The sequence below is a fragment of the Lentzea sp. NPDC059081 genome (assembly GCF_042738015.1).
Classification (GTDB): Bacteria; Actinomycetota; Actinomycetes; order Mycobacteriales; family Pseudonocardiaceae; genus Lentzea.
This window is the reverse complement of the sequence record NZ_JBHYGW010000018.1, coordinates 1-23,435: the sequence shown is the minus strand read 5'-3', so window position 1 is coordinate 23,435 and position 23,435 is coordinate 1. Positions and strand designations below refer to the sequence as shown.

At 69.3% G+C, this 23,435-nt stretch carries 25 protein-coding genes; 16 read left to right on the top strand and 9 right to left on the bottom strand.

What is annotated here, in order from left to right; genetic code table 11:
* The first annotated feature begins 256 nt into the window (after positions 1 to 256).
* From ACFWV3_RS31280 to ACFWV3_RS31245, 8 genes are all read left to right on the top strand, one after another.
* Complete coding sequence (locus ACFWV3_RS31280) at positions 257 to 838, top strand: YceD family protein (RefSeq protein ID WP_382416481.1); 582 nt, start codon at positions 257 to 259, stop codon at positions 836 to 838.
* A gap of 2 nt (positions 839 to 840) precedes the next feature.
* Positions 841 to 1,023 carry a 50S ribosomal protein L32 gene (rpmF, locus tag ACFWV3_RS31275; RefSeq protein ID WP_030467958.1) on the top strand — a complete coding sequence of 61 codons (183 nt, stop codon included), beginning with the start codon at positions 841 to 843 and terminating at the stop codon, positions 1,021 to 1,023.
* A 16-nt stretch (positions 1,024 to 1,039) separates the two neighbouring features.
* Positions 1,040 to 1,843 carry a ribonuclease III gene (rnc, locus tag ACFWV3_RS31270; protein ID WP_382416479.1) on the top strand — a complete coding sequence of 268 codons (804 nt, stop codon included), beginning with the start codon at positions 1,040 to 1,042 and terminating at the stop codon, positions 1,841 to 1,843.
* Between the two features lie 8 nt (positions 1,844 to 1,851).
* Positions 1,852 to 2,052: a hypothetical protein gene (locus ACFWV3_RS31265; protein WP_030467960.1), complete on the top strand. Its 201-nt coding sequence runs from the start codon at positions 1,852 to 1,854 to the stop codon at positions 2,050 to 2,052.
* Position 2,053: 1 nt separating this feature from the next.
* On the top strand, positions 2,054 to 2,911 hold the full coding sequence (mutM, locus tag ACFWV3_RS31260; protein WP_382416477.1) for a bifunctional DNA-formamidopyrimidine glycosylase/DNA-(apurinic or apyrimidinic site) lyase: 858 nt from the start codon (positions 2,054 to 2,056) through the stop codon (positions 2,909 to 2,911).
* A 99-nt stretch (positions 2,912 to 3,010) separates the two neighbouring features.
* Positions 3,011 to 3,589, top strand: a complete 579-nt coding sequence (locus tag ACFWV3_RS31255; RefSeq protein WP_382416475.1) for a PASTA domain-containing protein — start codon at positions 3,011 to 3,013, stop codon at positions 3,587 to 3,589.
* Between the two features lie 162 nt (positions 3,590 to 3,751).
* The gene (locus tag ACFWV3_RS31250; RefSeq protein WP_089954763.1) at positions 3,752 to 4,078 is read left to right on the top strand and encodes a PadR family transcriptional regulator; all 327 of its coding nucleotides are present in this window, start codon (positions 3,752 to 3,754) and stop codon (positions 4,076 to 4,078) included.
* Positions 4,075 to 5,175 (top strand): DUF1700 domain-containing protein, encoded by a 1,101-nt coding sequence (locus tag ACFWV3_RS31245; protein WP_382416473.1) that lies wholly within the window; start codon positions 4,075 to 4,077, stop codon positions 5,173 to 5,175. The genes ACFWV3_RS31250 and ACFWV3_RS31245 overlap by 4 nt, the downstream gene beginning before the upstream one ends.
* A gap of 35 nt (positions 5,176 to 5,210) precedes the next feature.
* On the opposite strand, the gene ACFWV3_RS31240 is transcribed toward ACFWV3_RS31245, so the two are convergent.
* Positions 5,211 to 5,651, bottom strand: coding sequence for a MarR family winged helix-turn-helix transcriptional regulator (locus tag ACFWV3_RS31240; protein ID WP_382416471.1), 441 nt, complete (start codon positions 5,649 to 5,651; stop codon positions 5,211 to 5,213).
* Between the two features lie 326 nt (positions 5,652 to 5,977).
* Between ACFWV3_RS31240 and ACFWV3_RS31235 the strand changes: the two genes are divergently transcribed.
* Both ACFWV3_RS31235 and ACFWV3_RS31230 read left to right on the top strand, forming a co-directional pair.
* A complete protein-coding gene (locus tag ACFWV3_RS31235; RefSeq protein WP_382416744.1) occupies positions 5,978 to 8,470 on the top strand; it encodes a DUF4118 domain-containing protein in 2,493 nt (830 codons plus the stop codon).
* Positions 8,467 to 9,147 carry a response regulator gene (locus tag ACFWV3_RS31230; protein ID WP_382416469.1) on the top strand — a complete coding sequence of 227 codons (681 nt, stop codon included), beginning with the start codon at positions 8,467 to 8,469 and terminating at the stop codon, positions 9,145 to 9,147. Before ACFWV3_RS31235 ends, ACFWV3_RS31230 begins: the two co-directional genes overlap by 4 nt.
* Here the strand turns inward: ACFWV3_RS31230 and ACFWV3_RS31225 are convergent.
* The 3 genes from ACFWV3_RS31225 to ACFWV3_RS31215 all read right to left on the bottom strand — a co-directional run bounded on the left by ACFWV3_RS31225 (position 9,144) and on the right by ACFWV3_RS31215 (position 11,000).
* Positions 9,144 to 9,656, bottom strand: coding sequence for a hypothetical protein (locus ACFWV3_RS31225; RefSeq protein ID WP_382416467.1), 513 nt, complete (start codon positions 9,654 to 9,656; stop codon positions 9,144 to 9,146). The two genes, ACFWV3_RS31230 and ACFWV3_RS31225, sit on opposite strands and share 4 nt — an antisense overlap.
* 128 nt (positions 9,657 to 9,784) lie before the next feature.
* Positions 9,785 to 10,252, bottom strand: coding sequence for a hypothetical protein (locus tag ACFWV3_RS31220; protein ID WP_382416465.1), 468 nt, complete (start codon positions 10,250 to 10,252; stop codon positions 9,785 to 9,787).
* Between the two features lie 22 nt (positions 10,253 to 10,274).
* A complete protein-coding gene (locus ACFWV3_RS31215; protein WP_382416463.1) occupies positions 10,275 to 11,000 on the bottom strand; it encodes a CAP domain-containing protein in 726 nt (241 codons plus the stop codon).
* A gap of 20 nt (positions 11,001 to 11,020) precedes the next feature.
* On the opposite strand from ACFWV3_RS31215, the gene ACFWV3_RS31210 reads away from it, so the two are divergent.
* The 4 genes from ACFWV3_RS31210 to smc all read left to right on the top strand — a co-directional run bounded on the left by ACFWV3_RS31210 (position 11,021) and on the right by smc (position 16,194).
* A complete protein-coding gene (locus ACFWV3_RS31210) occupies positions 11,021 to 11,353 on the top strand; it encodes an acylphosphatase (RefSeq protein WP_382416461.1) in 333 nt (110 codons plus the stop codon).
* A 32-nt stretch (positions 11,354 to 11,385) separates the two neighbouring features.
* Complete coding sequence (locus tag ACFWV3_RS31205; protein ID WP_382416457.1) at positions 11,386 to 11,892, top strand: sigma-70 family RNA polymerase sigma factor; 507 nt, start codon at positions 11,386 to 11,388, stop codon at positions 11,890 to 11,892.
* Positions 11,889 to 12,482 carry an anti-sigma factor family protein gene (locus ACFWV3_RS31200; RefSeq protein WP_382416455.1) on the top strand — a complete coding sequence of 198 codons (594 nt, stop codon included), beginning with the start codon at positions 11,889 to 11,891 and terminating at the stop codon, positions 12,480 to 12,482. The genes ACFWV3_RS31205 and ACFWV3_RS31200 overlap by 4 nt, the downstream gene beginning before the upstream one ends.
* An 85-nt stretch (positions 12,483 to 12,567) precedes the next feature.
* Positions 12,568 to 16,194, top strand: coding sequence for a chromosome segregation protein SMC (smc, locus tag ACFWV3_RS31195; RefSeq protein ID WP_382416453.1), 3,627 nt, complete (start codon positions 12,568 to 12,570; stop codon positions 16,192 to 16,194).
* Positions 16,195 to 16,418: 224 nt separating this feature from the next.
* Here the strand turns inward: smc and ACFWV3_RS31190 are convergent, their stop codons facing one another.
* The 3 genes from ACFWV3_RS31190 to ACFWV3_RS31180 form a co-directional block, all read right to left on the bottom strand.
* On the bottom strand, positions 16,419 to 17,132 hold the full coding sequence (locus ACFWV3_RS31190; protein ID WP_382416451.1) for a lysophospholipid acyltransferase family protein: 714 nt from the start codon (positions 17,130 to 17,132) through the stop codon (positions 16,419 to 16,421).
* Between the two features lie 24 nt (positions 17,133 to 17,156).
* Entirely contained in the window at positions 17,157 to 17,495 is a 339-nt protein-coding gene (locus ACFWV3_RS31185) for a hypothetical protein (protein WP_382416449.1), read from the bottom strand.
* 118 nt (positions 17,496 to 17,613) lie between these two features.
* On the bottom strand, positions 17,614 to 18,054 hold the full coding sequence (locus tag ACFWV3_RS31180) for a hypothetical protein (protein ID WP_382416447.1): 441 nt from the start codon (positions 18,052 to 18,054) through the stop codon (positions 17,614 to 17,616).
* 100 nt (positions 18,055 to 18,154) lie between these two features.
* Here ACFWV3_RS31180 and ACFWV3_RS31175 point away from each other — a divergent pair, with 100 nt between their 5' ends.
* Positions 18,155 to 19,078 carry a GNAT family N-acetyltransferase gene (locus ACFWV3_RS31175; protein WP_382416445.1) on the top strand — a complete coding sequence of 308 codons (924 nt, stop codon included), beginning with the start codon at positions 18,155 to 18,157 and terminating at the stop codon, positions 19,076 to 19,078.
* Here the strand turns inward: ACFWV3_RS31175 and ACFWV3_RS31170 are convergent.
* Both ACFWV3_RS31170 and ACFWV3_RS31165 read right to left on the bottom strand, forming a co-directional pair.
* Entirely contained in the window at positions 19,028 to 20,587 is a 1,560-nt protein-coding gene (locus tag ACFWV3_RS31170; RefSeq protein ID WP_382416443.1) for a sodium:solute symporter, read from the bottom strand. The two genes, ACFWV3_RS31175 and ACFWV3_RS31170, sit on opposite strands and share 51 nt — an antisense overlap.
* On the bottom strand, positions 20,575 to 21,702 hold the full coding sequence (locus ACFWV3_RS31165; RefSeq protein ID WP_382416441.1) for an anhydro-N-acetylmuramic acid kinase: 1,128 nt from the start codon (positions 21,700 to 21,702) through the stop codon (positions 20,575 to 20,577). The genes ACFWV3_RS31170 and ACFWV3_RS31165 overlap by 13 nt, the downstream gene beginning before the upstream one ends.
* A gap of 114 nt (positions 21,703 to 21,816) precedes the next feature.
* Here ACFWV3_RS31165 and ftsY point away from each other — a divergent pair, with 114 nt between their 5' ends.
* Entirely contained in the window at positions 21,817 to 23,112 is a 1,296-nt protein-coding gene (gene ftsY, locus ACFWV3_RS31160; RefSeq protein ID WP_382416439.1) for a signal recognition particle-docking protein FtsY, read from the top strand.
* The last annotated feature ends 323 nt before the right edge of the window (positions 23,113 to 23,435 follow it).

The window sequence follows — 23,435 nt, the reverse complement described above, 5'->3', positions numbered from 1 at the left end:
CCCTCATACCGGGCGTATTCGGGCGCTGCGGCGGTGCCGTCTCCGGGGCCCTCGGCCGCTACTGCCGCCCGACGGGACCTCCAGGACGGGCGCTGGTACGTTTCACTGCGAACCAACCTGGGTCCGGGACGCCTGATCGTGTGATTCGCGCTACGTCGGACAGGTGCGATCACCTGCCGATTTCACGCGTGAGGCGGTCGTCCCGTACCCTGGAACGGCTGGACGTGGTAGGTCCCCGCCGGCAACCAATCTGATCATGACTGAGCATCGTCACGCGTCCACGCGTCCCACAGCATCCGGTCCCTGGGTCATCGACACCAGGGACATCGGCCGTCGCGCCGGGTCGAGCCGACCCTTCGTCAGGTCGGTCCCCGCGGCAGGTGTGGGGCTCCTCGGCGTCATCGCGGTGCCAGAGGGTGGTGAGGTTGAGCTCGACCTCCTGATCGAGTCGGTCGTGGAGGGCGTGCTCGTCTCGGGGACGGCGTTCGCCAAGGTCGAAGGTGAGTGCGCTCGGTGCCTCGAGCCCATCACCGATGAGGTTGAAGTCCGGATCACGGAGCTCTACGCGTGGCCGGACAGCACCACGGACGAGACCACTGAGGAAGACGAGGTCAGCCGGATCGAGAACGATCTGATCGACCTCGAGCCTGTGGTGCGGGACGCCATCGTCCTCGCGCTGCCGCAGGCGCCGCTCTGCGAGCCGGACTGCAAGGGGCTTTGCTCCGAGTGCGGTGGCAGGTGGGCGGAGCTCGGCCCCGACCACGGGCATGAGACGATCGACCCTCGTTGGGCCGCGTTGCAAGAGCGGTTCAGCGATGACAACAACGAGGAGAAGTAGTCGTGGCCGTCCCGAAGCGGAAGATGTCGCGTTCGAACACCCGTGCGCGGCGTTCCCAGTGGAAGACGTCTGCCGTGCACCTGGTGGCGTGCTCCAACAAGGCTTGCCGCCAGCCGAAGCCGCAGCACGTCGCCTGCCCGGCCTGTGGTCAGTACGCTGGCCGCCAGGTCGCTCAGCCGGCCTGATCTCCTCGGTTACGCAGTGGGGGGAAAGCCGCCGCGCGCTCCGCAAGCCGACCGCGCGACCTTGTCCGCAGCGCTCGGCGTCGAACTCGACGCCGAGCTGCTCGGGCTTGCGCTCACCCACAGGTCGTACGCGTACGAGAACGGCGGGCTACCGCCGAACGAGCGTCTCGAGTTCCTGGGAGACGCCGTGCTGGGGCTGGTCGTCACCGACCACCTCTACCGCACCCACCCCGACCTCCCCGAGGGTCAGCTCGCGAAGCTCCGCGCCAGCGTGGTCAACATGCACGCACTGGCCGGCGTGGCGCGTGACCTGGGGCCGGGAGGGTTGGGCGCACACCTGCTGCTCGGTCGTGGCGAAGAGCTGACCGGCGGCAGGGACAAGGCGAGCATCCTCGCCGACGGCCTCGAGGCCGTCATCGGTGCGGTGTACCTGCAGTTCGGTATCGATACCGCACGGACGTTCGTTCACCGGCTGTTCGATCCACTCTTGGCCAAAGCTCCGCTTCTGGGTGCTGGACTGGACTGGAAGACAAGCCTGCAGGAGCTCACCGCTCAAGCCAGTCTCGGCGTCCCGGAGTACCGCGTGGACGACCAGGGGCCGGACCACCGCAAGGAGTTCACCGCCACGGTGCTCGTCGGTGGCCAGCCCTACGGCAAGGGTGATGGGCGCACCAAGAAGGAAGCCGAGCAGAAAGCCGCCGAAGCGGCTTATCATGTTCTGCACGAGCGGGTCAAGGCCGAGCAGGAGTCGGTCAAGGCCACGAACGGACAGAACGGCGCCTCGGTGACGCCAGGGACCCTCCCATCCGAGGAAGACTGAGACACGCAATGTATGCGACCAGGAACCGCACCAACCGCCGCACCCGCACCGTCCGCGGGCCGGTGAACACCTCCCGCAGCGGAGGAATCCAGGGACTTGTGCTGGTCAGGGACACGAGCCGCGCGGGCGTGTGGGTGCTGAAGCCCACCAAGCCGCAGGCCGCCGTGATCGAGGCGCAGCCCGTCGACGAGGGCAAGTCCGAAGCCTGACGTGCCCGAACTCCCAGAGGTCGAGGTAGTACGCCTCGGCCTCGAAGCCCACGTCGCCGGCCGGGTCATCTCCTCCGTCGAGGTGCTGCACCCCAGAGCCATCCGCCGTCACGACCTGGGTGCCTTGGACTTCTGCGCGCGCTTGGCCGGCCAGCCCATGGCCGCCGCCAAGCGCCGCGGCAAGTACCTCTGGGTCGAACTGGCCGACAAAGTCGCCATGCTCGCGCACCTGGGCATGAGCGGCCAAATGCTCGTCCAGCCCTCGTCGGCCCCCGACGAGAAGCACCTGCGCGTCCGCTTCACCTTCGCCGACGGTGGCCCTGAGCTCCGCTTCGTGGACCAGCGCACCTTCGGCGGTTTGGCGTTGGCCGAGCTGGTCGAGGTCGACGGGACGCTGGTGCCCGACTCGGTCGCGCACATCGCCCGCGACCCGATGGACCCCCTCTTCTCCCGTGATGCTGCCGTGCGCGCGTTGCGCCTGCGTCACACGGAGATCAAGCGCGCCTTGCTGGACCAGACTCTCGTGTCCGGGATCGGCAACATCTACGCCGACGAGGCCCTGTGGCGCGCCCGCCTGCACGGCACCCGCATGACGGACAAGCTCACGCGTCCGAAGGCCGCCGAGGTGCTCGACCACGCCACCGACGTGATGCGTGAGGCGCTCGGGCAGGGCGGGACGTCGTTCGACGCGCTGTACGTCAACATCAACGGCCAGTCCGGGTACTTCGACCGGTCGCTGAACGCCTACGGGCAGGAGAACCGGCCGTGCAAGCGGTGCGGTGCCTCGATGATCCGAGAGCCGTTCATGAACCGCTCGTCGTTCTCGTGCCCCCGCTGCCAGCCGCGCCCTCGTCTCTGACCCCACCTCCGGCCGGAATCGTCCTCCCCGCGCCGTGACCGCGCGCGGGACACTCGTCGTGATCGGCATCCCGCCCGACGCCTGCGAGGGGACCGTCGAATGAAGCTCGCCATCGCCCTGCTCGCCTGCCTCCTGGCCGCGTGCACGGGAGGCACCACCACCGGGGCAACGCCCACCACCGCGCCCGCGTCCTCCGTGCAGAACGTGCCGAACGTCGTGGGGATGAGGCTCTCGGAGGCGCGGGAGCTGCTGAAGGCGCAGGGGCACCAGGTGGTGGAGGAGGACGAGACCGGACAGGGGCGGGCGGTCCTGGAGCCGCAGAACTGGGTGGTCGTCGCCCAGTCACCGCAGGCCGGGGCACCGGGCGGAACGCAGGTTTCGGTGAAGGTGCGCAAGCCGACCGACACGGGCACGAGCCAGGCGCCGGCCAAGGGCGTCGTGCCTAACGTCGTGTGCCTCGACCTGCAGAAGGCGCAGGACACGTTGCAGGCCGCGGGCTTCTACCTGCTGGGTTCCGAGGACGCGACGGGGCAGGGCAGGCAGCAGGTCGTCGACCGGAACTGGGTCGTGGTGAGCCAGTCGGCGCAGGCCGGGAGCCGTCCCGAGGCCACGGCCAAGATCACGCTCGGAGCGGTGAAGTTCGGCGAACCGACCGGCGGATCGGGCTGCAAGAGCTGAGCCACGCCTGCTGAGACGGCCTCCCGGTCCCCCTGACCTGGGAGGCCGTTGTCGTGCTGCCGCGGTTGTACTAGCGGATTCGACAGTACTGCGCGATGCGTAGTAGTGTTCACCGCGCAACAGTGCTCGCTCCCGCGTGAGGGAGTTCGGGTCGGAGGGGCCATGGACACCAGTCAGCTGCTCAAAGGGGTGCTGGACCTGGCCGTCCTTGCGGTTCTGCGCAAGGACGACGGGTACGGGTACGACGTGGTGCGCAGGCTGCGCGCCGGGGGATTGAACGACGTGGGGGACGCGTCGGTGTACGGGACGCTGCGCCGGCTCTACAACGCCGGGATGCTGACCTCGTACGTGGTGCCCAGTGAAGAGGGGCCGCACCGGAAGTACTACAGCATCAACGAGACCGGGCGGGCGCGCCTGGCTGAGTCGAGGGAGACGTGGAGGTCGTTCGCCAGCACGTTGGACGGCCTGCTCGAGGAGGTCGCGGCATGAACACGCAAGCGCTCGACGTCGAGCACTACCTGGCCGGGATGCGTGCGGCCCTCGACGACCTGCCGCCCAACGAGGTCGCCGAGATCATGGAGGACGTCGAGGCGCACGTCGCCGAGCTGTCCACCGAGCTCGGTGAGGGCGAGACGGTCGAACAGCGGCTCGGGCCGCCCGAGCAGTACGCGCGGGAGCTGCGGCAGGCCGCCGGGTACCCGTCGCGGACCGAGCGGTTGCCGGTGACCACCAGGAAGCAGCTGCTCACGCGGCCGCGGGCGGCGGCATGGGGGTTGGCGGCGGCCACCGGGATCACGGTGCTCGCGGGCGCCGCGGCGCTCAAGGAGCCGGCGATCCTCCTGCTGCCGGCGGTGATCCTGGTGCTGAGCCTCGCGCTCGTGAACGACCGGGGGCCGGCGCAGCGGGAGGTCATGGAGCTGCCGGAGACCGTGCGGCTGCAGAAGTGGCTGACGCCCGAGGCGGGGACGCCGGCGGACCGGGCGATCGCCTACCTCAAGTCGTTGCAGCCCGCGTGGTGGCTGGTGCGGGCCGTGCTGCTCGGGCTCGGCGCGGTGTTGCTCGCCGGCCGGGACATCCTCGGGTTCCTCGTCATTGCCGCGGTCGCCGTGGTGTCGGTGTTCGCCGGGCCGCGGGCCCAGGCCGACCGGCGGTGGCTGTGGTTCAGCCTGCCCGCGTCGGCGCTCGCGGTCGGGTTGCTGGTCCAGATCGTCGACGTGACGGCGGGGCAGCTCGGGTACAACGCCGAGCGTTCGTCCTACCCGACGCCGAAGGTCGAGACGTACGAGAACATCTACGCCTACGACGAGAACGGCAAGTTGCTCACGAACGTGCTGCTCTACGACCAGGAGGGCCAGCCCATCAACGCGCCGCGGCAGTACTACGGCTGCGGCAGTGGCGATCCGGAGCCCGTGATTCCGGCCAACCGGTATCCACGACCGAAGATCGACTACGAAAACGGTGTTTGTCACACGGTGGCACCGAGCGTCTCCGCTCCGTCATCGGCGGAAGCCAGTTCGGTACCGTCGAGTTCTGGAAGCGCGCCATTGAGCTCGGTGCCACCCACTTCTGTGTCACCCAGCAAGTAAATCCTGGAGCGGGACCTTGTCGGGGGGTCCCGCTCCTACTTGTTCTCCTGCGGTTCGGCCAGGTGACGCAGAATCGGCATGGCCGAGCGCAGGTGTTCTCGGTCTTCCGGGGAAAGCTCCGACATTCTTTCGCTCAATAGTTCGGCCTCGCCGTGGGCGAGCGACGCGATGGTCTCGCGGCCGACTTCGGTGAGCACCACGATGGTCGCCCTGCCGTCGGCGGCGTCGGGTTCGCGGCGCACCAGTCCGGTGGACTCCAGGCTGGTCACGACGGTGGTGGCGGTCGGCTGCGAACACAGCGCGCGCACCGCGATCTCGCCGATCCGCATAGGGCCGTGGGCGCTCAGTTCTGACAGCACCAATAACTGGGTGGGTTGCAAACGACGGGCCGGAGCGGCCTGTCGAAGACTTCGCACCAGCCGGTGCACGGCCACCACGAGTTGGAGTGCCTCGTGGTTGGTGACGGTGGTGGGCATCGTTTCTCCGCGCGCATGTGATTGTCCGAATCCGGACACGAACCCTGGAACTTTCCCTTATTCACGCTCTGCGCGCTATCCGCCAACTGCCGATAACCCATTCGGCCGTTGTGGTGACGCGGGGAGTCACAGTGCGCGTCCGCCACTCTTAAATGTGCTGGTAAACGGCGTAAAAAGCGCGGTTCGGCTCACTCGAACGGGCGCCGGACCGAAGCGTGATTCAACAGGACAGATCTCCGGTCAGAACTGTGGGAAGGCACACTCGTCTGACCGAGTGGCCCAGTGCGTGCCCCCGAACGGCTCAGGCGCGGGCAGGGGACACTGGGCTGGTGAGTGCGAAACCCCGCCGTGGCGAGCTCCGGATCTACCTCGGCGCCGCTCCTGGCGTCGGAAAGACGTTCGCCATGCTCAGCGAAGCGCGGAGACGGCGGGAACGCGGCACAGATGTGGTCATGGGATTTGTGGAGACCCACGGGCGGGCGAAGACCGCCGAACTGGTCGAAGGCCTGGAAATGGTCCCTCGCAGGCACTCCGTGCACCGCGGCGTGGAACTCTCCGAGATGGACGTCGACGCCGTACTGAGAAGCTCGCCGGAAGTTGTCGTCGTTGACGAACTGGCACACACGAACGTGCCCGGATCACGCAATGCGAAGCGATGGCAGGACGTCGAAGAACTGCTCGACGCCGGCATCGACGTGTTGTCCACGGTGAACATTCAGCACCTGGAGTCCCTCAACGACGTCGTCCACCGCATCACCGGTGTCGCGCAACAGGAGACCGTGCCGGACGAGGTCGTGCGCCGGGCCGATCAGACGCAGCTCGTCGACCTCACGCCGGAAGCGCTGCGCCGCCGGCTCGCCCACGGTGACGTCTACGCCGCGCACAAGATCGACGCGGCACTCGGCAACTACTTCCGCGTCGGCAACCTCACGGCGCTGCGCGAGCTCGCCCTGCTGTGGGTCGCCGACCAGGTCGACGTCGCTCTGATGCGCTATCGGGCCGAGCAACAGATCACGGACACGTGGGAGGCACGCGAACGCGTCGTCGTCGCCATCACCGGTGGCAAGGAGAGCGAGACACTCGTCCGTCGCGCGCGTCGCATCGCTACGCGCGCGGGTGGCGACCTTCTCGTCGTGCACGTGCTCAGGGGCGATGGACTGGCAGGGGCCGACCCGCACGCACTGCAGAAGTACCGCACGCTCACCGAGGACGTCGGTGCCACGTTCCACACGGTCGTGGGCGACGACGTGCCGACGGCGTTGCTTGAGTTCTCACGGGGCGTGAACGCCACACAGCTCGTGGTCGGTACCTCACGCCGCTCACGGTTCGAGCGCGTGTTCTCGGCAGGTATCGGCTCCACAGTCGTACGGGAGTCCGGCGCGATCGACGTCCACATGGTCACGCACGAGTCGACGACCAGCGGGTGGCGTGCACGGTTCGCGAGCAGCCCGCTCAAGCCGAGCAGGCTCGCGCTGGGGTGGTTCCTGGCCCTCGTGGGACCCGCGCTGGTCACCGCGGCCGGCGCGTCGCTGCGCGGCAGCCTGAACTTCTCCACCAACGTCATCGCGTACCTGCTGATCACGCTGGTGGTCGCGATCGTCGGCGGGCTGGGGCCGGCGATCACGACGGCGCTGGTCAGCGCGTTGCTGCTGAACTTCTTCTTCACCGAGCCCTTCTACACGTTCACCATCGACGCGCAGCAGAACGTGCTCACGTTCTTCGCGATGATCGTCGTGGGCGTCTCGACGGCGTTGGTGGTCGACTACGCAGCCCGTCGCGCCACACAGGCGGCGCGCGCACGCACCGAGGCGACACTCCTCGCGTCGTACGCACGCACGGTGCTGACGAACCCCAATCCGCTCGCACGGTTGCTGGAGAAGGTGAAGGAGAACTTCGGCCTCACGTCCGTCGCGTTGCTCGAACGCGTCGACGGAGCGTGGGAACGCGTGGCGTGCGTCGGTGCGAGCCCGTGCGACGAGCCGGACGAGGCCGATGTGGACATCGCGGTGACCCCGGACGTGCACCTCGCCCTGCGCGGGCGTTCGTTGCCGGCGTACGACCGCCGCGTGCTGGAAGCCGCCGCGGGGCAGGCGTTGCTGGCGTTGAGACAGCAACGCATGGCGGAACAGGCTCTCGAAGCGCAGCGGCAAGCGTCCCGCACGGAACTGCGCACCGCCCTGCTCAGCGCCGTCGGCCACGACCTCCGCACGCCGCTGACCTCGATCAAGGCGTCGGTGGGCTCGCTCAGGGATCCGGAGCTCAGCCTGTCCGGCGAGGACACGGCCGAGCTGCTCGAAGCGGTCGAGGAGTCGGCGGACCGCCTCACCGGCCTGGTCGACAACCTGCTCGACTCGTCCCGTCTCGCCACGGGCGCCGTCGAACCGCAGTTCCGCGCCGTCGGCTTCTACGAGGCCGTGGCGCGGGCGCTGAGCGGGCTGAGCGGCGACGTCGAGGTCGACGTCCCCGAGTCGCTGCCGCCCGTGCGCGCGGACGTCGGACTGCTCGAACGCGTCATCGCGAACGTCGTCGGCAACGCACTGCGCTACGCCGGCGCGGTCGCCGTCCGGGCGAGCACCCACGGCGACGACGTGGAGCTGCGCGTCGTCGACCACGGCCGCGGCCTGCCCAGGGGCACCCGCGCCGAGGTGTTCGCCCCGTTCCAGCGCCTCGGCGACCGCACGCCCGGTGGCGTTGGTCTCGGTCTGAGCGTGGCGAAGGGGTTCACCGAGGCCATGGGAGGCACGATCACCATGGAGGACACCCCCGGCGGTGGCCTCACCGTGGTGATCTCGCTTCCGGCCGATGAGAGGGATTCGTGACGAAGGTACTGGTGGTCGACGACGAGCCGCAGATCGTGCGGGCGTTGCGGATCAACCTCGCCGCCCGCGGCTACGAGGTGCTCACGGCCCACGACGGTGTCACGGCACTGAAGCTCGCGGCCGACGGCAAACCGGACGTCGTCGTGCTCGACCTCGGCCTGCCGGACATGGACGGCACGGACGTCATCGCGGGCCTGCGCGGCTGGACCACCCTGCCGATCATCGTGCTGTCCGCCCGCACCGACTCGGCCGACAAGGTCGACGCGCTGGACGCGGGTGCCGACGACTACGTGACCAAGCCGTTCGGCATGGACGAGCTGCTCGCCCGGCTGCGAGCCGCCGTCCGCCGCTCGGCCGTCGCGGGGCCCGAGGACGAGCCGACCGTGCGCACGGCCTCGTTCACCGTCGACCTCGCGGCGAAGCGGGTGCTCAAGGACGGGGCCGAGGTGCACCTCACGCCCACCGAGTGGGGCCTGCTGGAGGTCCTGGCGCGCAACACGGGCAAGCTCGTCGGCCAGAAGCAGCTGCTGCGCGAGGTGTGGGGCCCCGCCTACGAGAAGGAGACCCACTACCTGCGGGTGTACCTGGCGCAGCTGCGGCGCAAGCTCGAACCGGAGCCCGCGCGGCCCCGGCACCTGCTCACGGAGCCCGGCATGGGCTACCGGTTCGAGCTCTAGGGCTTGGGCTCGGGCGAGGCGGACGTCGTCGACGAGGACGTCGGCGGCTCGGTCGTCGCCGAGGACGACGAGGAGGTCGACGCGGGCGGTTCCGTCCACGAGGTGGGCGGGTTGCTCTGCGTCTGGGTCTGCGTCGGCTCGGCGGGGTTGGTCGTCACCCGCGGCTGCTCGGGGGCGCCGGGCTTCGGCTGCTCCTGCTGCCGTGCGGCCTGCTTGCGGTCCGGCGTCACGGCGGACTTCGGCGCACCCGACGACACGGTCACGACGACCGTGCTGGTGCTGCCGTCCGGTGCCACGCTGGTGATCGTCTGGACGACGTCGGCGGCCGTGCGCTCCGGTGCCGCCTCCTTGCCGGAGGCGGCGAGCATGGACGCCACCGTGGCGAACAGGGTCGCGACCACCACGCCGCCCGCGGCCAGCATCACCGCGGTGCCCGCGCGCTTCTTCGGGGGCGCCTGCCCCGCGACCTGTTCTGGGGTCGGTGACTGCGGATGATCTTCCTCGAACACACCCATCTCCTCGTGGGAAACCCGGTCGGATGGACTTGCGTTCGAGTTATCGGCGGAAACGCACCACTACCACAGTCGAGCCACACGTTCGTGTAGCTCTGCGTCACGACGTGGTGACTCGCGTAACCCTACGGGCTCGTCGTCGTTGTCGTCGTCTCCGACGTCGTGGTGGTCGTCGTGGTGGTCGTGGTCGTCGTGGGGTTGGTCGTGGTGGTGGACGACGACGTGTTGACCGGCGGCGGGTCGTCGGTCGTGACCGTGGTTGTCGTGCCGTCGGGACGCGTGATGGTCGTGACGCGCGTCTGCTTCTTCGTCGTCGTGGTGGTCGACGTCGTCGTCTCCGCGGTCGTGGACGACGATGTCACCTCCGTGGTCGACGACGGCGACGACGTCGGCACGATGCTCAGCGCGTCCTTCACGGCCTCCTTGCGCGGAGGCTGTGTCGCCGGTGACTCGGAGGCGGAGTCCGAGCCCGCCGCCAGCGAGGCGACAGCGGCGAAGACGGTGGCCAGCACCACGCCGGAGGCGGCGAGGACGACCTGGGGTGCACCGCGAAAGAAGCGCGAGCGCGAGTCCGGTTCCGGGCTCTCGTACACGAAGTTTCCCCTGCTCGAAGCGTCAGCGACCGAAGCCCTGGGTCCAGTAGTTGCCACGGGTGTCGAGTCCCACGCCCATGGTGGTGAAGCTGCAGTTCTCGATGTTCTCGCGGTGGCCCTGGCTCTTCATCCACCCGTCCATGACCTCCGCGGCCGTGCGGTAGCCCTGCGCGATGTTCTCGCCGCCGGGCCGCGGGTAGCCGGCTTGCTTCATCCGCACGTCGAAGGTCCTGCCGTCCTGCGACACGTGCGAGAAGTACTTCTTGGTGGCCATGTCGGTGCTGTGCGCCTGGACGGCGGCCGTGATGCGTTCGTCGATCACGAGGGCGTTGCAGCCCTTCGCGGCGCGGGCGTTGTTCACGAGCGCGAGCACGGCCTGCTCCGGCGTCTGACCGGCCGGCGGGGGCGTGTTCGTCGGCGGCTTCGGCGACTCGGGCGGAGTCGTCGTGGTGGTGGGAGCCGCGGACGAAGAAGAGGTGGGCGTTTCCGTCGTCGTCGTGGTGGTGGGAGCGGAGGAGGAAGACGACGAGGGGGTGAGAGTGCCGGGGCCCGCGTTGGTGCCGGACGAGGGCGGTCTGGTGCCGGGTGCCGCCGCGTTGCCCGTGCCGAACTGGTTCGCTGCGTCGGAGCTCTCTTCCTGCGCGGCATTGGTGAAGCTGATGCCGAGAGGGGAGGTACCGCTGAAGGCGAGACCGCCGACACCGGTTGCACCGATCAGCAGGCCGAGTAAGAGGCTGCGGGCACTCACGGGTCGGGACCGTACCACTAATGGGTGACAACCCCGAGTGCGTCATCCGTCACCTTGGGTCACTGCGGGACCATTCGGAGGTGGACGTGCGACTGAACGCCTGGGTGCGTGGACGGGTGCAAGGGGTGGGTTTCCGCTGGTGGACGCGAGCCAGGGCGCTGGAGCTGGGGCTGGTCGGCAGCGCCTCGAACAGGCCGGACGGGCGGGTCGAGGTCGTCGCCGAGGGTCCCCGCGAGAAGTGTGAACAACTGCTGAAAGCTCTCCGTTCGGGTGAAACTCCCGGACACGTCGAGTCGGTGGGTGAACAGTGGTCGGACGTCAGGGGCGACTTGACCGGCTTCGTCGAGCGCTGAACCTTTCCGCTGATGACGGCGTAAAGGGGAGCGTGGACTCCTCGGAAGACGTCCTCGTCCAGCTGTACGACCGCTGGAGGGACCCGCTGCTGCACTACGTGCTGCGGCTGGTCGACGGCGACTACCAGCTGGCGGAGGACGTCGTGCAGGAGACCCTGCTCCGCGCGTGGCGGCACCACGACGAGCTGAAACCGGACGACGCGGCACCGTGGCTCTACACGGTCGCGAAGAACCTGGTGATCTCCGGGTACCGCCGCCGCAACGCGCGTGCGACCGAGGTGCCGCTCGAACCGGTGAACCTGCCGCCGGTCAGCGACCAGGTCGAGCACGTGCTGCAGACGTGGCAGATCGCGTCGGCGCTGAGGGCGCTCACGCCTGAGCACCGGACGGTCGTCATCGAGCTGTACTACCGCCGCCGCACGGTCGCGGAGGCCGCCAAGACGCTCGGCATCCCGCCGGGCACGGTCAAGTCGCGCTGCTTCTACGCGCTGAGGGCGTTGCGCGACGCACTGGAGGAGAGAGGGGTGACCGGGGCGTGAGCTGCCAGCACACCGTCGACGTCGGCGCCTACCTCTTCGGCTCGCTCGACCTCAAGGAACGAGCCGCGTTCGAACGCCACCTCGGCACCTGCGACACCTGCCAGGCCGAGATGCTGCGCCTCGCCCCGCTGCCGGGCCTGCTCGGCCGCCTGACGCTGGACGACGTCGAGAACCTCGACGAGATCCCCTCCTGCCCGCCGCCCGAGCCCCGCTACCAGCGCCGCGTCGCCTTGGTCTGCGCCGCCGTGCTCGTGGCGTTCGCGCTGGCGGGCGGGATCCTGTTCCTGCAGGCACCGCCGCCGCCGACGTGGGCGGCGCACGACCCCGGCACCGGGGTGGACGGCGAGGTCGCGATGGTCTCGAAGTCCTGGGGGACCGAGATGTGGTTCAAGCTCGGCGACGTGAAGCCCGGTGCGCGCTGCAAGGTCATGGTGTTCGACCGGCAGGGGCAACGGGAGATCGGCGGCTGGTGGGGGTCGTCGCACGCCCCTGACGAGCGGATTCCCGGCTCGACGTCGTTCAGGGTCGACCAGATCGACCGCTTGGAGGTGTCGGACGAGAGCGGGCTCCTGGTCACGCTCCGTCCGTGACGGTCCGACCGGCGGTTGACCTGCAAAACGCAGGTCAACCCCTGCCTCCCGCATCCGCCGCAAGCGTTTGGGTACTCTGCCCGGCGTGCATCTCAAGAGCCTGACGCTGAAGGGCTTCAAGTCCTTCGCCTCGGCTACCACGCTGCGCTTCGAGCCCGGCATCACCTGTGTGGTCGGCCCCAACGGGTCCGGCAAGTCCAACGTGCTCGACGCGCTGCGCTGGGTGATGGGCACGCAGGGTGCCAAGGACCTGCGCGGCGGCAAGATGGAGGACGTCATCTTCGCCGGCACGTCCGGCCGCGCGCCGCTCGGCCGCGCCGAGGTGACGCTCACGATCGACAACGCCGACGGCATGCTGCCGATCGAGTACACCGAGGTGTCGATCACCCGCCGGATGTTCCGCGAGGGCGCCACCGAGTACGAGATCAACGGCAACTCGTGCCGCCTGATGGACATCCAGGAGCTGCTGTCCGACTCCGGCATCGGCCGCGAGATGCACGTGATCGTCGGTCAGGGCCAGCTCGCCGCGATCCTCGAGTCCAAGCCGGAGGAACGCCGCGCCTTCATCGAGGAGGCCGCCGGCGTCCTGAAGCACCGCAAGCGCAAGGAAAAGGCGCTGCGCAAGCTCGAGGCGATGCAGGCCAACCTGACCCGCCTCACCGACCTCACCACCGAGCTGCGCCGCCAGCTCAAGCCGCTCGGCAAGCAGGCCGAGATCGCCCGGCGCGCCCAGGTCGTGCAGTCCGAGCTGCGGGACTCGAAGCTCCGCCTGCTCGCCGACGACCTCGTGACGCAGCGCGCGGCGATCCAGCAGGAGGAGCACGACGAGGCGAAGGCCCGCGAGCGCCGCGCCGAGGTCGAGAAGTCGTTGCAGGCGGCGCAGTACCAGCAGAACGAGCTGGAGGAGCGGGTCGCCGCCGACTCGCCGAAGCTGCAGGCCGCGCAGGACACCTGGTACCGGCTGTCCGCTCTGGAGGAACGTCTGCGCGGCACGGTCCGGCTCGCGGCCGAACGCGCGCGGCACCTGTCCGACGTCGTGGACGCGCCGAGCCGCGGCCGTGACCCCGACGACCTCGACCGCGAGGCCGAGGAGACCGCCGAGATGGAGCTGGAGCTCCAGGAGGGCGTGACCGAGGCGCGCATCGCGCTCGCGGAGGCCGTGGAGACGCGGTCCGAGCTGGAGCGCATGGTCTCGCAGGCGGAGAAGGCGCACATCGCCGCCGTCCGCGCGATCGCCGACCGCCGGGAAGGCCTCGCCAGGCTCTCCGGTCAGGTGGAGGCGTTGCGCAGCAAGACGAACGCCACCGCCGAGGAGATCGAACGGCTCACCGTCACGCTCACCGAGGCCACCGAACGCGTCGAGTTCGCGACGATGGAGCTCGAAGAGGCCCGCGCGATCACCGGCACCGAGGACGAGGACGACCACGGCCTCGACGAACGCCACCGCCAGGCCGTGCAGACCAACGACTCGGCGCGGCAACGGGTCGAGGAGCTGGTCAAGGCCGAACGCACCGCCGAACGCGACATCGCGTCGTGGCGTGCGCGCGTTGACGCGCTCTCGCTCGGTTTGACCCGCAAGGACGGCGCGGGCGCGTTGCTCGCGTCGGACGTGCCCGGCCTGCTCGGATCCGTGGCCGCGCTGCTCACCGTCGAGCCCGGCTTCGAGGTGGCACTGGCCGCCGCGCTCGGCCCGATCGCCGACGCCGTCGCGGTGTCGTCGGGCGACGGCGCGTTGCAGGCGCTGAAGTTGTTGAAGGAGAAGGACGCCGGACGCGCCGGCGTGCTGATCGGCTCCTACGGGTCCACTGTGGACACCAGCGGGTGGGGTCACCTCCCGCACGGTGCGCGGTGGGCGATCGACGTCGTGCACGCGCCCGAGGCGTTGCGTCCGGCGCTCGCCCGCGCGCTGGATCGCCTTGCCGTGGTGGAGGACCTGGACACGGCGGCCCGCCTGGACGTCCGCGCGGTGACCCGCGAGGGCGACCTCTTCGGCACGGACTGGGCCATCGGCGGCTCGGGTGCGCAGGGCCAGAGCGTGATCGAGGTCCAGGCCGCCGTCGACGAGGCGCAGGAGCAGCTGGCGACCGCGGAACGCGCCCTGGAGCACGCTTCGGCCGCTCTGGAGGGCGCCCGCGCCGAGCAGCAGGCCCGCCGCAAGGTGCTCGACGCGGTCAAGGAGGCCATGCAGGAGGCCAAGGTCCGCCAGGCCCGCTCCGGCGAGCGGCTGAACCGGATGGTCGCCGCGGTGCGGTCCGCCGAGGCCGAGGTCACCCGCATCAGCGGGCAGCGCGGCAAGGTCGAGCAGTCCCGCGAGGAGGCCCTGCTCAAGCTGGGCGAGCTCGAGGAACGGCTGCTGATGGCCGAGGAGGAGCAGACCCTCGAGGACGAGCCGGACACCGAGCAGCGCGACGAACTGGCCGCGGAGCTCGCTCAGGCGCGTCAGGGCGAGATGGACGCACGGCTCGTGCAGCGCACCGCCGAGGAGCGCGCGCGTGCGGTGCAGGGCAAGGCAGACGGACTACGTCGTGCCGCCCGCGCCGAGCGCGAAGCACGCGAACGCCACGCACGCGCCACTGCACACCGTGCGCGCGGTGCGGTGGTCGCGAAGGCCGTGGTGCGCGGTGGTGAGCAGGCGTTGGAGCGCATCGAGCTCTCGCTGTCCCGCGCCGCCCGTGAACGCGACCAGGCCCAGGAACGCCGCACGCAGCACGAGCTCCTGCTGACCCAGGTGCGCAACCTCGTCCGCGAGATGTCCGGCGAGCTGGAGAAGCTCGTCGACGCCGTGCACCGCGACGAGGTGCTGCGCGCCGAGCAGCGGATGCGCATCGAGCAGCTCGAGACCAAGATCTCCGAGGACTTCGGCATCGGCCTCGACGACCTCGTGAACGAGTACGGCCCCGACCAGCCCGTGCCCGCCTCCGCGGCGGAGCTGGCCGAGTACCAGGCGGCGAAGGAACGCGGCGAGCAGGTCACCGAGCCGCAGCCGATGCCGTACGACCGCGACACGCAGGCCCGTCGTGCCAAGCGCGCCGAGCGCGACCTGTCGTTGCTGGGCAAGGTGAACCCGCTCGCGCTGGAGGAGTTCGCCGCGCTGGAGGAGCGCTACAAGTTCCTCTCCACGCAACTGGAGGACATCAAGGACACCCGCCGCGACCTGCTGACCGTCGTGAAGGAGGTCGACGACAAGATCCTGGAGGTCTTCACGTCGGCCTACGAGGACGTCGCCCGCGAGTTCGAGATCGTCTTCAAGGTCCTGTTCCCCGGCGGCGACGGCCGGCTGGTGCTGACCGAGCCCGAGGACATGCTGACCACCGGCATCGAGCTGGAGGCCCGCCCGCCCGGCAAGAAGGTCAAGCGCCTGTCGTTGCTCTCCGGTGGCGAGAAGTCGCTGGCGGCCGTGGCGATGCTGGTCGCGATCTTCCGCGCCCGCCCCTCACCGTTCTACGTGATGGACGAGGTCGAGGCGGCGCTGGACGACACGAACCTGCACCGGCTGATCGGCCTGTTCCAGCAGCTCCGCGACCGCTCGCAGCTGCTGATCATCACGCACCAGAAGCCCACCATGGAGATCGCGGACGCGCTGTACGGCGTCTCGATGCGCGGTGACGGCATCTCGCAGGTGATCTCGCAGCGGCTGCGGTCCACCGCCGACGAGCCCGCGCGTGCGGCGGAGGCCGTGCCCGAGCCGGAACCGGCGGACGTCGAGGCCTGAGGGGCGGCCGGAGCAGGTGCCTGGGGGGCTGAACCGGCTCCAGCCGCTGTCTCTAGGGCCGCGCCGGCGCGGCGAACCTCCTCCGTTGCGGAGAAAGATCCCCCGGACGCCGCGCTGACGCAGCCTGGCGCCGCAGAGGTGGGGACCCCCAGTCACACCCCACCGCTTCACGTGCGCGGTGCCACTGTGCCCGACCGGGCTTGTGAAAACCTTGTACCGCCAGGTCAGCGACCGGTGGCGTCCAGCTGCGCCGCCTCGTCGGGCGTCGGCGCGGTGCCGCCGAGGTGCCGCGGCGCCCACCACGCGCCCTGCTCGGTCGGGTACCCGGCCTGGGCGGTGTCGAGCAGGTCCTGCAGGCGCTGCCGCAGCAGAGCGTCACCGGAGTCGCCGGGTGAGGCCTCGAACGGCTCGCCGATGAGGATCGTGATCGGCACGTGGCGTTGGGTCAGGTCCTTGGGACGGCCCTTGGTCCAGAGTCGTTGAGTGCCCCACAACGCCATGGGGACGATCGGGACGCCGGCCTCGTGCGCGAGCCGGTTCGCGCCGGACTTGATGTCCTTGACCGTGAACGACCGGCTGATGGTGGCCTCGGGGAAGATCCCGACCAGCTCGCCGGTGCGGAGCGCGGACAGGGCCTGCTGGTAGGAGGCCTGGCCCGCGCTCCGGTCGACGGGGATGTGGTGCATGCCGCGCATGAGCGGGCCTGCGATCTTGTTGGCGAAGATCTCGTGCTTCGCCATGAACCGCGTGAGGCGCCCCGACGGGCGCGCACCGTAGCCCGCGAAGATGAAGTCGAGGTAGCTGACGTGGTTGGACGCCAGCACCGCTCCACCCGTGCGGGGGACGTGGTGCGCCCCTTCGATGGTGATCCGCAGGTCGAGCACCTTGAACATGAGCTTCGCTGCGGCGATCACCGGGGGATATACGCGATCCGACATGCTTCCGAACGGTAGCCGGAAAAGCTACTGGCCGGTAGCGGCCCCTTCGTGTTCTCGCATGACCTTGGGCACGCCCGCCAGGTCCTCGTCGTTGCACAGCAACTTGAGGTCGTAGTACGGGTTGCCGTGGGTGTCGTCGTAGTCGAGATGAACTGCGATGACGTCCACGGGCTCGCCCAGCCACTCCTGGGTCTGCCGCAGCCAGGTGGCGGCACGTTCCAGCGCGGTGGGCAGATCATCGTCTCGGAATTCGACCGGCCGGTACGGAACACCCTGGACACCGTCCCGGTTGTTCGACGGCAGCGGCAGGTCGACGGCCACCCCGGATTCGTTGAGATCGAGTTGGATCGTTTCCTCACTCACCGTAGAAGAGTCCCCCACCCTCACCAGCCCTGCAAGCCCGAATCTGGGTGTCGTCCCGCGATCGTGAGGGGCATACCAGTGCCGGGGTGCCCGCCGGTGTGAGTGTTGTCTCCCGCGCCTACGAGGAGCGCTTGAGGAACGCGATGTCCCGTTTCACCTTCGTGATCCGGTCGTGGGTCGGCATCAGCACGTGCGACAGGGCCGCCAGCAACCGCTCCAGCTCCTCGGCCGCGCCCTCCGCGTCACCGGACTGGTAGCGCAGGTTCGCGAGCAGCTGGCGCGTCTCCAGCGTGTCGTCGTGCTGCGGGCCGAGCACGCGGACCTGGTCGCGCAGCAGTGGTTCGCAGGCGCCGATGGCCTTGCTGAACTGCCGCGCCGCGCCGAGGACCCGCGCGAGGTTCAGCCGCGCGGAGAGCGTCTGGAGATCATCCGCGCCGGCCGCCGCCGTGCGTTCCTTCACGAGCGCCCTGAACTCGGAGATCGCTCCGCGGAAGTCGCCCGCGTGCGCCTTGGACTCCGCCAGTGCGGTGCGGTCGGGGTGGTCTGCGGCGGTGGACATCCCCGCCATTTTACGCCAGCCGGGGCGCCTGCCCGCCGGCGTCTCAGCCCGCCCGAAAACTCCCTCGCTTCGAACGGCCGTGCGAGCAACCATTCCTCCTATGTACGACATCCGTTTCGCCGAACCTGGCGACCTCGGCGCCACGATGGCGCTGCTGGTCCGGCTCCAGGCCGACAAGGCGCACCACATCGGGTACCTCGGTGAGACAGTCGACGAGCTCCGCGCGGAGCTCGGCGAGTTCGAGCCCAGCTGGGCCGACTGCACGGTGGTCGCCGTCGACGCCGACGACAACATCACCGGCATGCTCAGCGTGGAGGTCGACGCCGAGCTGAACCGCGCGTGGCTGCACGGCCCGTTCGTCGACGTCCCGGTCAACCACCCGGCGGGCAGCCGCATCTGGGACCAGACCGCCGACGCGATGTTCCGGCGCGCCGCTGAGCTCCTCACCGGCGTCACCGACCTCGAGCTCTACGGCCACACCGCCCACCGGCGGCTGGCCGCGTTCGCCGAACGGCACGGCTTCTCGGCCGGCAAGGCGAGCGCCATCCACATCCTCGACAACGGGGACCTGCGCACGTTGCTGTTGCGGGACGCCAAGTGCCCCAGCGAGCGCGAGATGCGCGTCCTTCCGACCGACAAGTTCGTGCACGAGGCCGTTGCCGTGTTGCACGAGCGATGTTTCCCGCGGACGTACTTGTCCGGCAAGCAACTCGTCGAGTCCGATCCGGCCACCCGCACGGTCGTCGTCGCCATGGACGGCCAGCGCGTGCTCGGCTACGCGGCCGGCAAAGCCCAGCCCGAGGAGTACTACGTCGACTTCGTGGCCGTCGAGCCCGACGTGCGGGGTCAGGGCGTGGGCGCCGCTCTCATCACCGAGCTGCTGTGGAAACTCGCGGCGGACCACGGTGCGAGACCGCAGGCCGCCGCGTCCATCTACTCGGGCAACGAGTCTTCGCAGAACATGTTCGCCCGGCTAGGCTTCCGTCTTCACATCGAGCTCATCTCCTACCGGCACCCCGCGTGAGTGCCGCAGTGACAGCAACCCGCCCACGAGCAGGGTGACCGCCACCCCCAGGGGCGTGTTCCACCAGCCGGTCAGGGTCTTCCGCGTGGCGTCGGCCTTCGCGAAGTCGATCGTCGGCGTGCTGCCGACGAACTTGACCCCGAGGATCACGAAGCCGACGACGAGCACGGTCGCCACGAACGCGATGATCGCGTCCACCTGCGTGACGCGCCGGAAGATCAGGCCGAGGAGGAAGGCCCCGAGCAGCGCGCCGTAGGTGTAGCCGGCGATGCCGAGCGCCTGCACCACGATCGGGTCCGCCGTGGTCGCGTTCGAGGAGGCGAACAGACCCGCGCAGACGATCAGCAGACCCGCCCACACCAGGGTCCAGATCCGGCCGTGGCGCAGGCGTTCCTCGTCGGTCATCGGGGTCTTGCGGATGCGTTCGTAGACGTCCGTCACCGTGCTGGAGGCCAAGGCGCCCAACGACGACGACAGCGCGGCCGCGAGGATGCCGGCGATCACGAACCCGGACAGGCCGCTCGGCAGGTCGTTGACGATGAAGTGGGCGAAGAGCTCGTCCTTGTTGTTCAGGCCCAGGTCCTTCACCGGATCGACGCCGGCGTAGAACGCCCACATCATCACGCCGATGAACAGGAAGAACGCGAACTGCAGGAACACGACGAACCCGGAGGCGATCAACGCCTTCTGCGCCGACTTCACGTCCCGCGTGGCCATGAGCCGCTGCACGATCAGCTGGTCCGCGCCGTGCGAGGCCATCGACAGCAGCGCACCGCCGAAGAACGCCGCGACGAACGGGTAGGCGCCCGTCAGCGGGGACGAGGTGAAGTCGAAGAGCTGGAACTTGTTGACGTCGGAGGCCTTCGCGAACCAGCCGTCGGGCAGCTGACCGGCCAGCACCCAGATCACCACGACGCCGCCGAGGACGTACCAGAGCATCTGGATCGCGTCGACCCACACGACGGCACGCGCGCCGCCGAAGAAGCTGTAGAACACCATCGCGATGCCGAGCGCCACCACGATCGCCCAGTACGAGGCGGTGATCCCGTACTCGGCCAGCACGACCTTGATCGGGATCGCCGTCGCGAACAGCCGGATGCCGTCCGCGAGCAGGCGGGTGAAGAGGAACGTCACCGACGCCGTGGCGCGCATGCCGTCGCCGTACCGCTTGCCCAGGAACGCGTACGCCGTGACGAGGTCACCGGCGATGTAGCGGGGCAGCAGCACGAAGCTGACGATGATCCGGCCGACGATGTAGCCCAGCGCGAGCGTCAGGTACGTCATGCCGCCCTGCGCCGGTGTCGCCATGTACGCGATCACCGGCACGCTCAGCACGGTCAGCGTCGAGGTCTCCGCGGACACCACGGACAGGCACACGACCCACCACGAGATGCGCTTCTCGCTGACGAAGTAGTCGGTGGACGACTTCTGCCTGCCGCCGATCGCCATGCCGATCAACGGCATGCCGACGAGGAACAGGGCGATGATCGCGAGGTCTAGTGCGCGCACTTCGGTTCCCCCACTTTCAGCTTGGTCACTGCGGTCGTGACGGGCTCCGGCAGCCGCAACGGCCCGGCGCCGGGCGTGATGCTGCCGAGCAGCCGCGGGCCGGACGCACCGGTCGCGGACGGCGTGTTGCCCGGAACCCCTTGCCACGTCAGGAATCCGAGCAGCGCGGCGAGGTAGGCCTCCTTGCCGTCGCGCGGCAGGCCCAGCGAGTCGCTGATCGTCAACGGGATCGGGTCGAGCGCCTTCGTCAGCGCCTCGACGAGCACGGGGTTGCGCATGCCGCCGCCGGACGCGATGACGGTGCTCGCGTCGTGGGCCCGGCAGGCGTCCGCGATGGTGCGGGCGGTCAGTTCGGTGAGCGTGCGGACCATGTCCTCGGCCGGGACCGTGGGGAAGCCCTGGAGGTAGCCGGCGTTGAAGAGCTCCTTGCCCGTCGACTTGGGCCACGGCTTCGAGTAGTACGGGTCGGCGAGGAGCTTCTTGAGGATGTCCTCGCGGACGTTCCCGCGCCGGGCGAACTCACCGTCGGTGTCCTGCCGGCGCCGGCCGTCGGAGACGACCTCCATGACGGCGTCCATCAGCGCGTTGCCGGGACCTGTGTCGTAGGCGATCGGCGTGCTGCCCGGCCGGACGACGGTGATGTTCGCGATGCCGCCGATGTTCAAGGCGATAGCGGGCTCGTCCCCGGCCAGCCAGAGCGCGTCGAGCGTGGACGCGAGCGGCGCGCCGTGCCCACCCGCGGCGACGTCGCGCACCCGCAGGTCGGCGACGACGGGCAGGCCGGTCCGTTCGGCGATCCACGCGGGCTGGCCGAGCTGCAACGTGCCGAGGCACTCGCCGTCCTGCACCTCGTGGTGGACGGTCTGGCCGAGCGAGGAGATCAGGTCCGCCGGCAGGTACCCGGCGGCGACTTCGCCGAAAGCCTGCCCGAGCGAGGTGTCGAAGGAGCACACTTCGGCGAGGGACCGCGGTACCGCGAGCAGGTCCTGGGGGAACGGGTGCTCGGCGCACTGCACCGGTACGAGCTCGACGACGTCGCCGTGGATCGACAGGTCGGCGACGGCGACGTCGATGCCGTCCATCGACGTGCCGGAAATCAGTCCGATCACCCTCACGACGTGAGGTCTATTCCACACCGCAGCCGGGCGCAAGAGCTTTGGTGAAATCTTCGCCTAAATGAGCAGTACATGGTTGAGGGATCACATGCGGGCCTGTGAAACCATGGTCCCGTGTCGACGTCCTCCCTTGTCCTGATCCTCGTCGTCGTGGCGGTCGTGCTGATCGCCGCGCTGGTGACCGGCGTGGTGCTGACGCGTCGCCGTCGCATCAGCCTGACCCAGAAGGAGGAGTCCCCCCGCCCCGGCTCGTACCAGGCCTCGTCCGGGATCTCCCTGACGCCGGCCGCACCCGACGCGCCCGTCGTCGAGGCGGTGGCGGTGTCCGAGGTCGCGGTGGCGCACCCGGTCGAGCACCCGGTTGCCGACCGGACCGAGGTGGACGGGCAGCCGGGGGTCGGCGACGACGCCTCGGTGCCGCGGGACTCGGTCAAGCGCGGGTTCGTCGAGGTCGACCTGCCGGTCGAGGCCTCCGAGGTCGAGGAGATCGAGCCGACCGCCGGTCGTCTCGAGCGTCTGCGCGGGAAGCTGTCGAAGTCCCGGAACGCGTTCGGGACCTCGTTGCTGGGACTGCTCGGCGCCGGCGACCTCGACGAGGACTCCTGGCAGGACGTCGAGGACACGCTGCTGATCGCCGACCTCGGGGCTGCGCTGACGACCGAGATCGTGGAGACCTTGCGGTCCCGGATCGCTTCGTCCGGCGTGCGGACCGAGGCTGAGGCTTCTGCTCTGCTGCGGTCTGTGCTGGTTGATGCGCTCGAGCCGCGGATGGACCGGTCCTTGAAGGCACTGCCGCATTCCGGCAAGCCCGCGGTTCTGCTCGTCGTCGGGGTCAACGGCGTTGGCAAGACCACCACCACCGGCAAGCTCGCCCGTGTTCTGGTTGCTGATGGGCGCACTGTGTTGCTGGGGGCTGCCGACACGTTCCGTGCTGCTGCCGCCGACCAGCTGGAGACCTGGGGCAAGCGGGTTGGTGCGGAGACCGTTCGTGGGCCTGAGGGTGGGGACCCGGCCTCCGTTGCCTTTGATGCTGTGAAGCGCGGGATGGACGCCGGGGTCGACACCGTTTTGATCGACACGGCTGGGCGGTTGCACACCAAGGTCGGGCTCATGGATGAGCTCGGCAAGGTGAAGCGGGTGGTGGAGAAGCAGGCTGTCGTCGATGAGGTTCTGCTGGTTTTGGACGCGACCACCGGGCAGAACGGGTTGACTCAGGCTCGGGTCTTCGCTGAGCAGGTTGCTATTACCGGGATTGTGCTGACGAAGCTGGACGGGACTGCCAAGGGTGGGATCGTTTTTCAGGTTCAGCGCGAGTTGGGGGTGCCGGTGAAGCTCGTCGGGCTTGGGGAGGGGGCGGACCACCTGGCTCCGTTCGAGCCTTCGGCGTTTGTGGATGCCTTGCTTGGCTGATCTTGTCGGGGGGTCTGAGGTCGGGTTGATCAGGGGGTCTCGTTTTGGGGGGACGCCTGCGTCAGCTTGCGTTTTCCTTGTTTTGTTGCGTTCTTCTGGGTGCGTCCCCCTGTTGCGGGCGGGCTGCTTGCGTTGCGTGCTTCCCCTCAGGGGCTCTGCCCCCGAACCCCCGGCAATCTGATCGGGGGCCCAGCGCCACTCGCGGGTTGATGGCACGCCTGTTGCTTTGGGCGGCTTGCTGTTTCGTAGTTTGGTTGCGTTGAGGTGGGGTCCCGTCACGAGTCGCACCAGGAGCTGGCCACAACGAGGTAGGGGTGTCAACC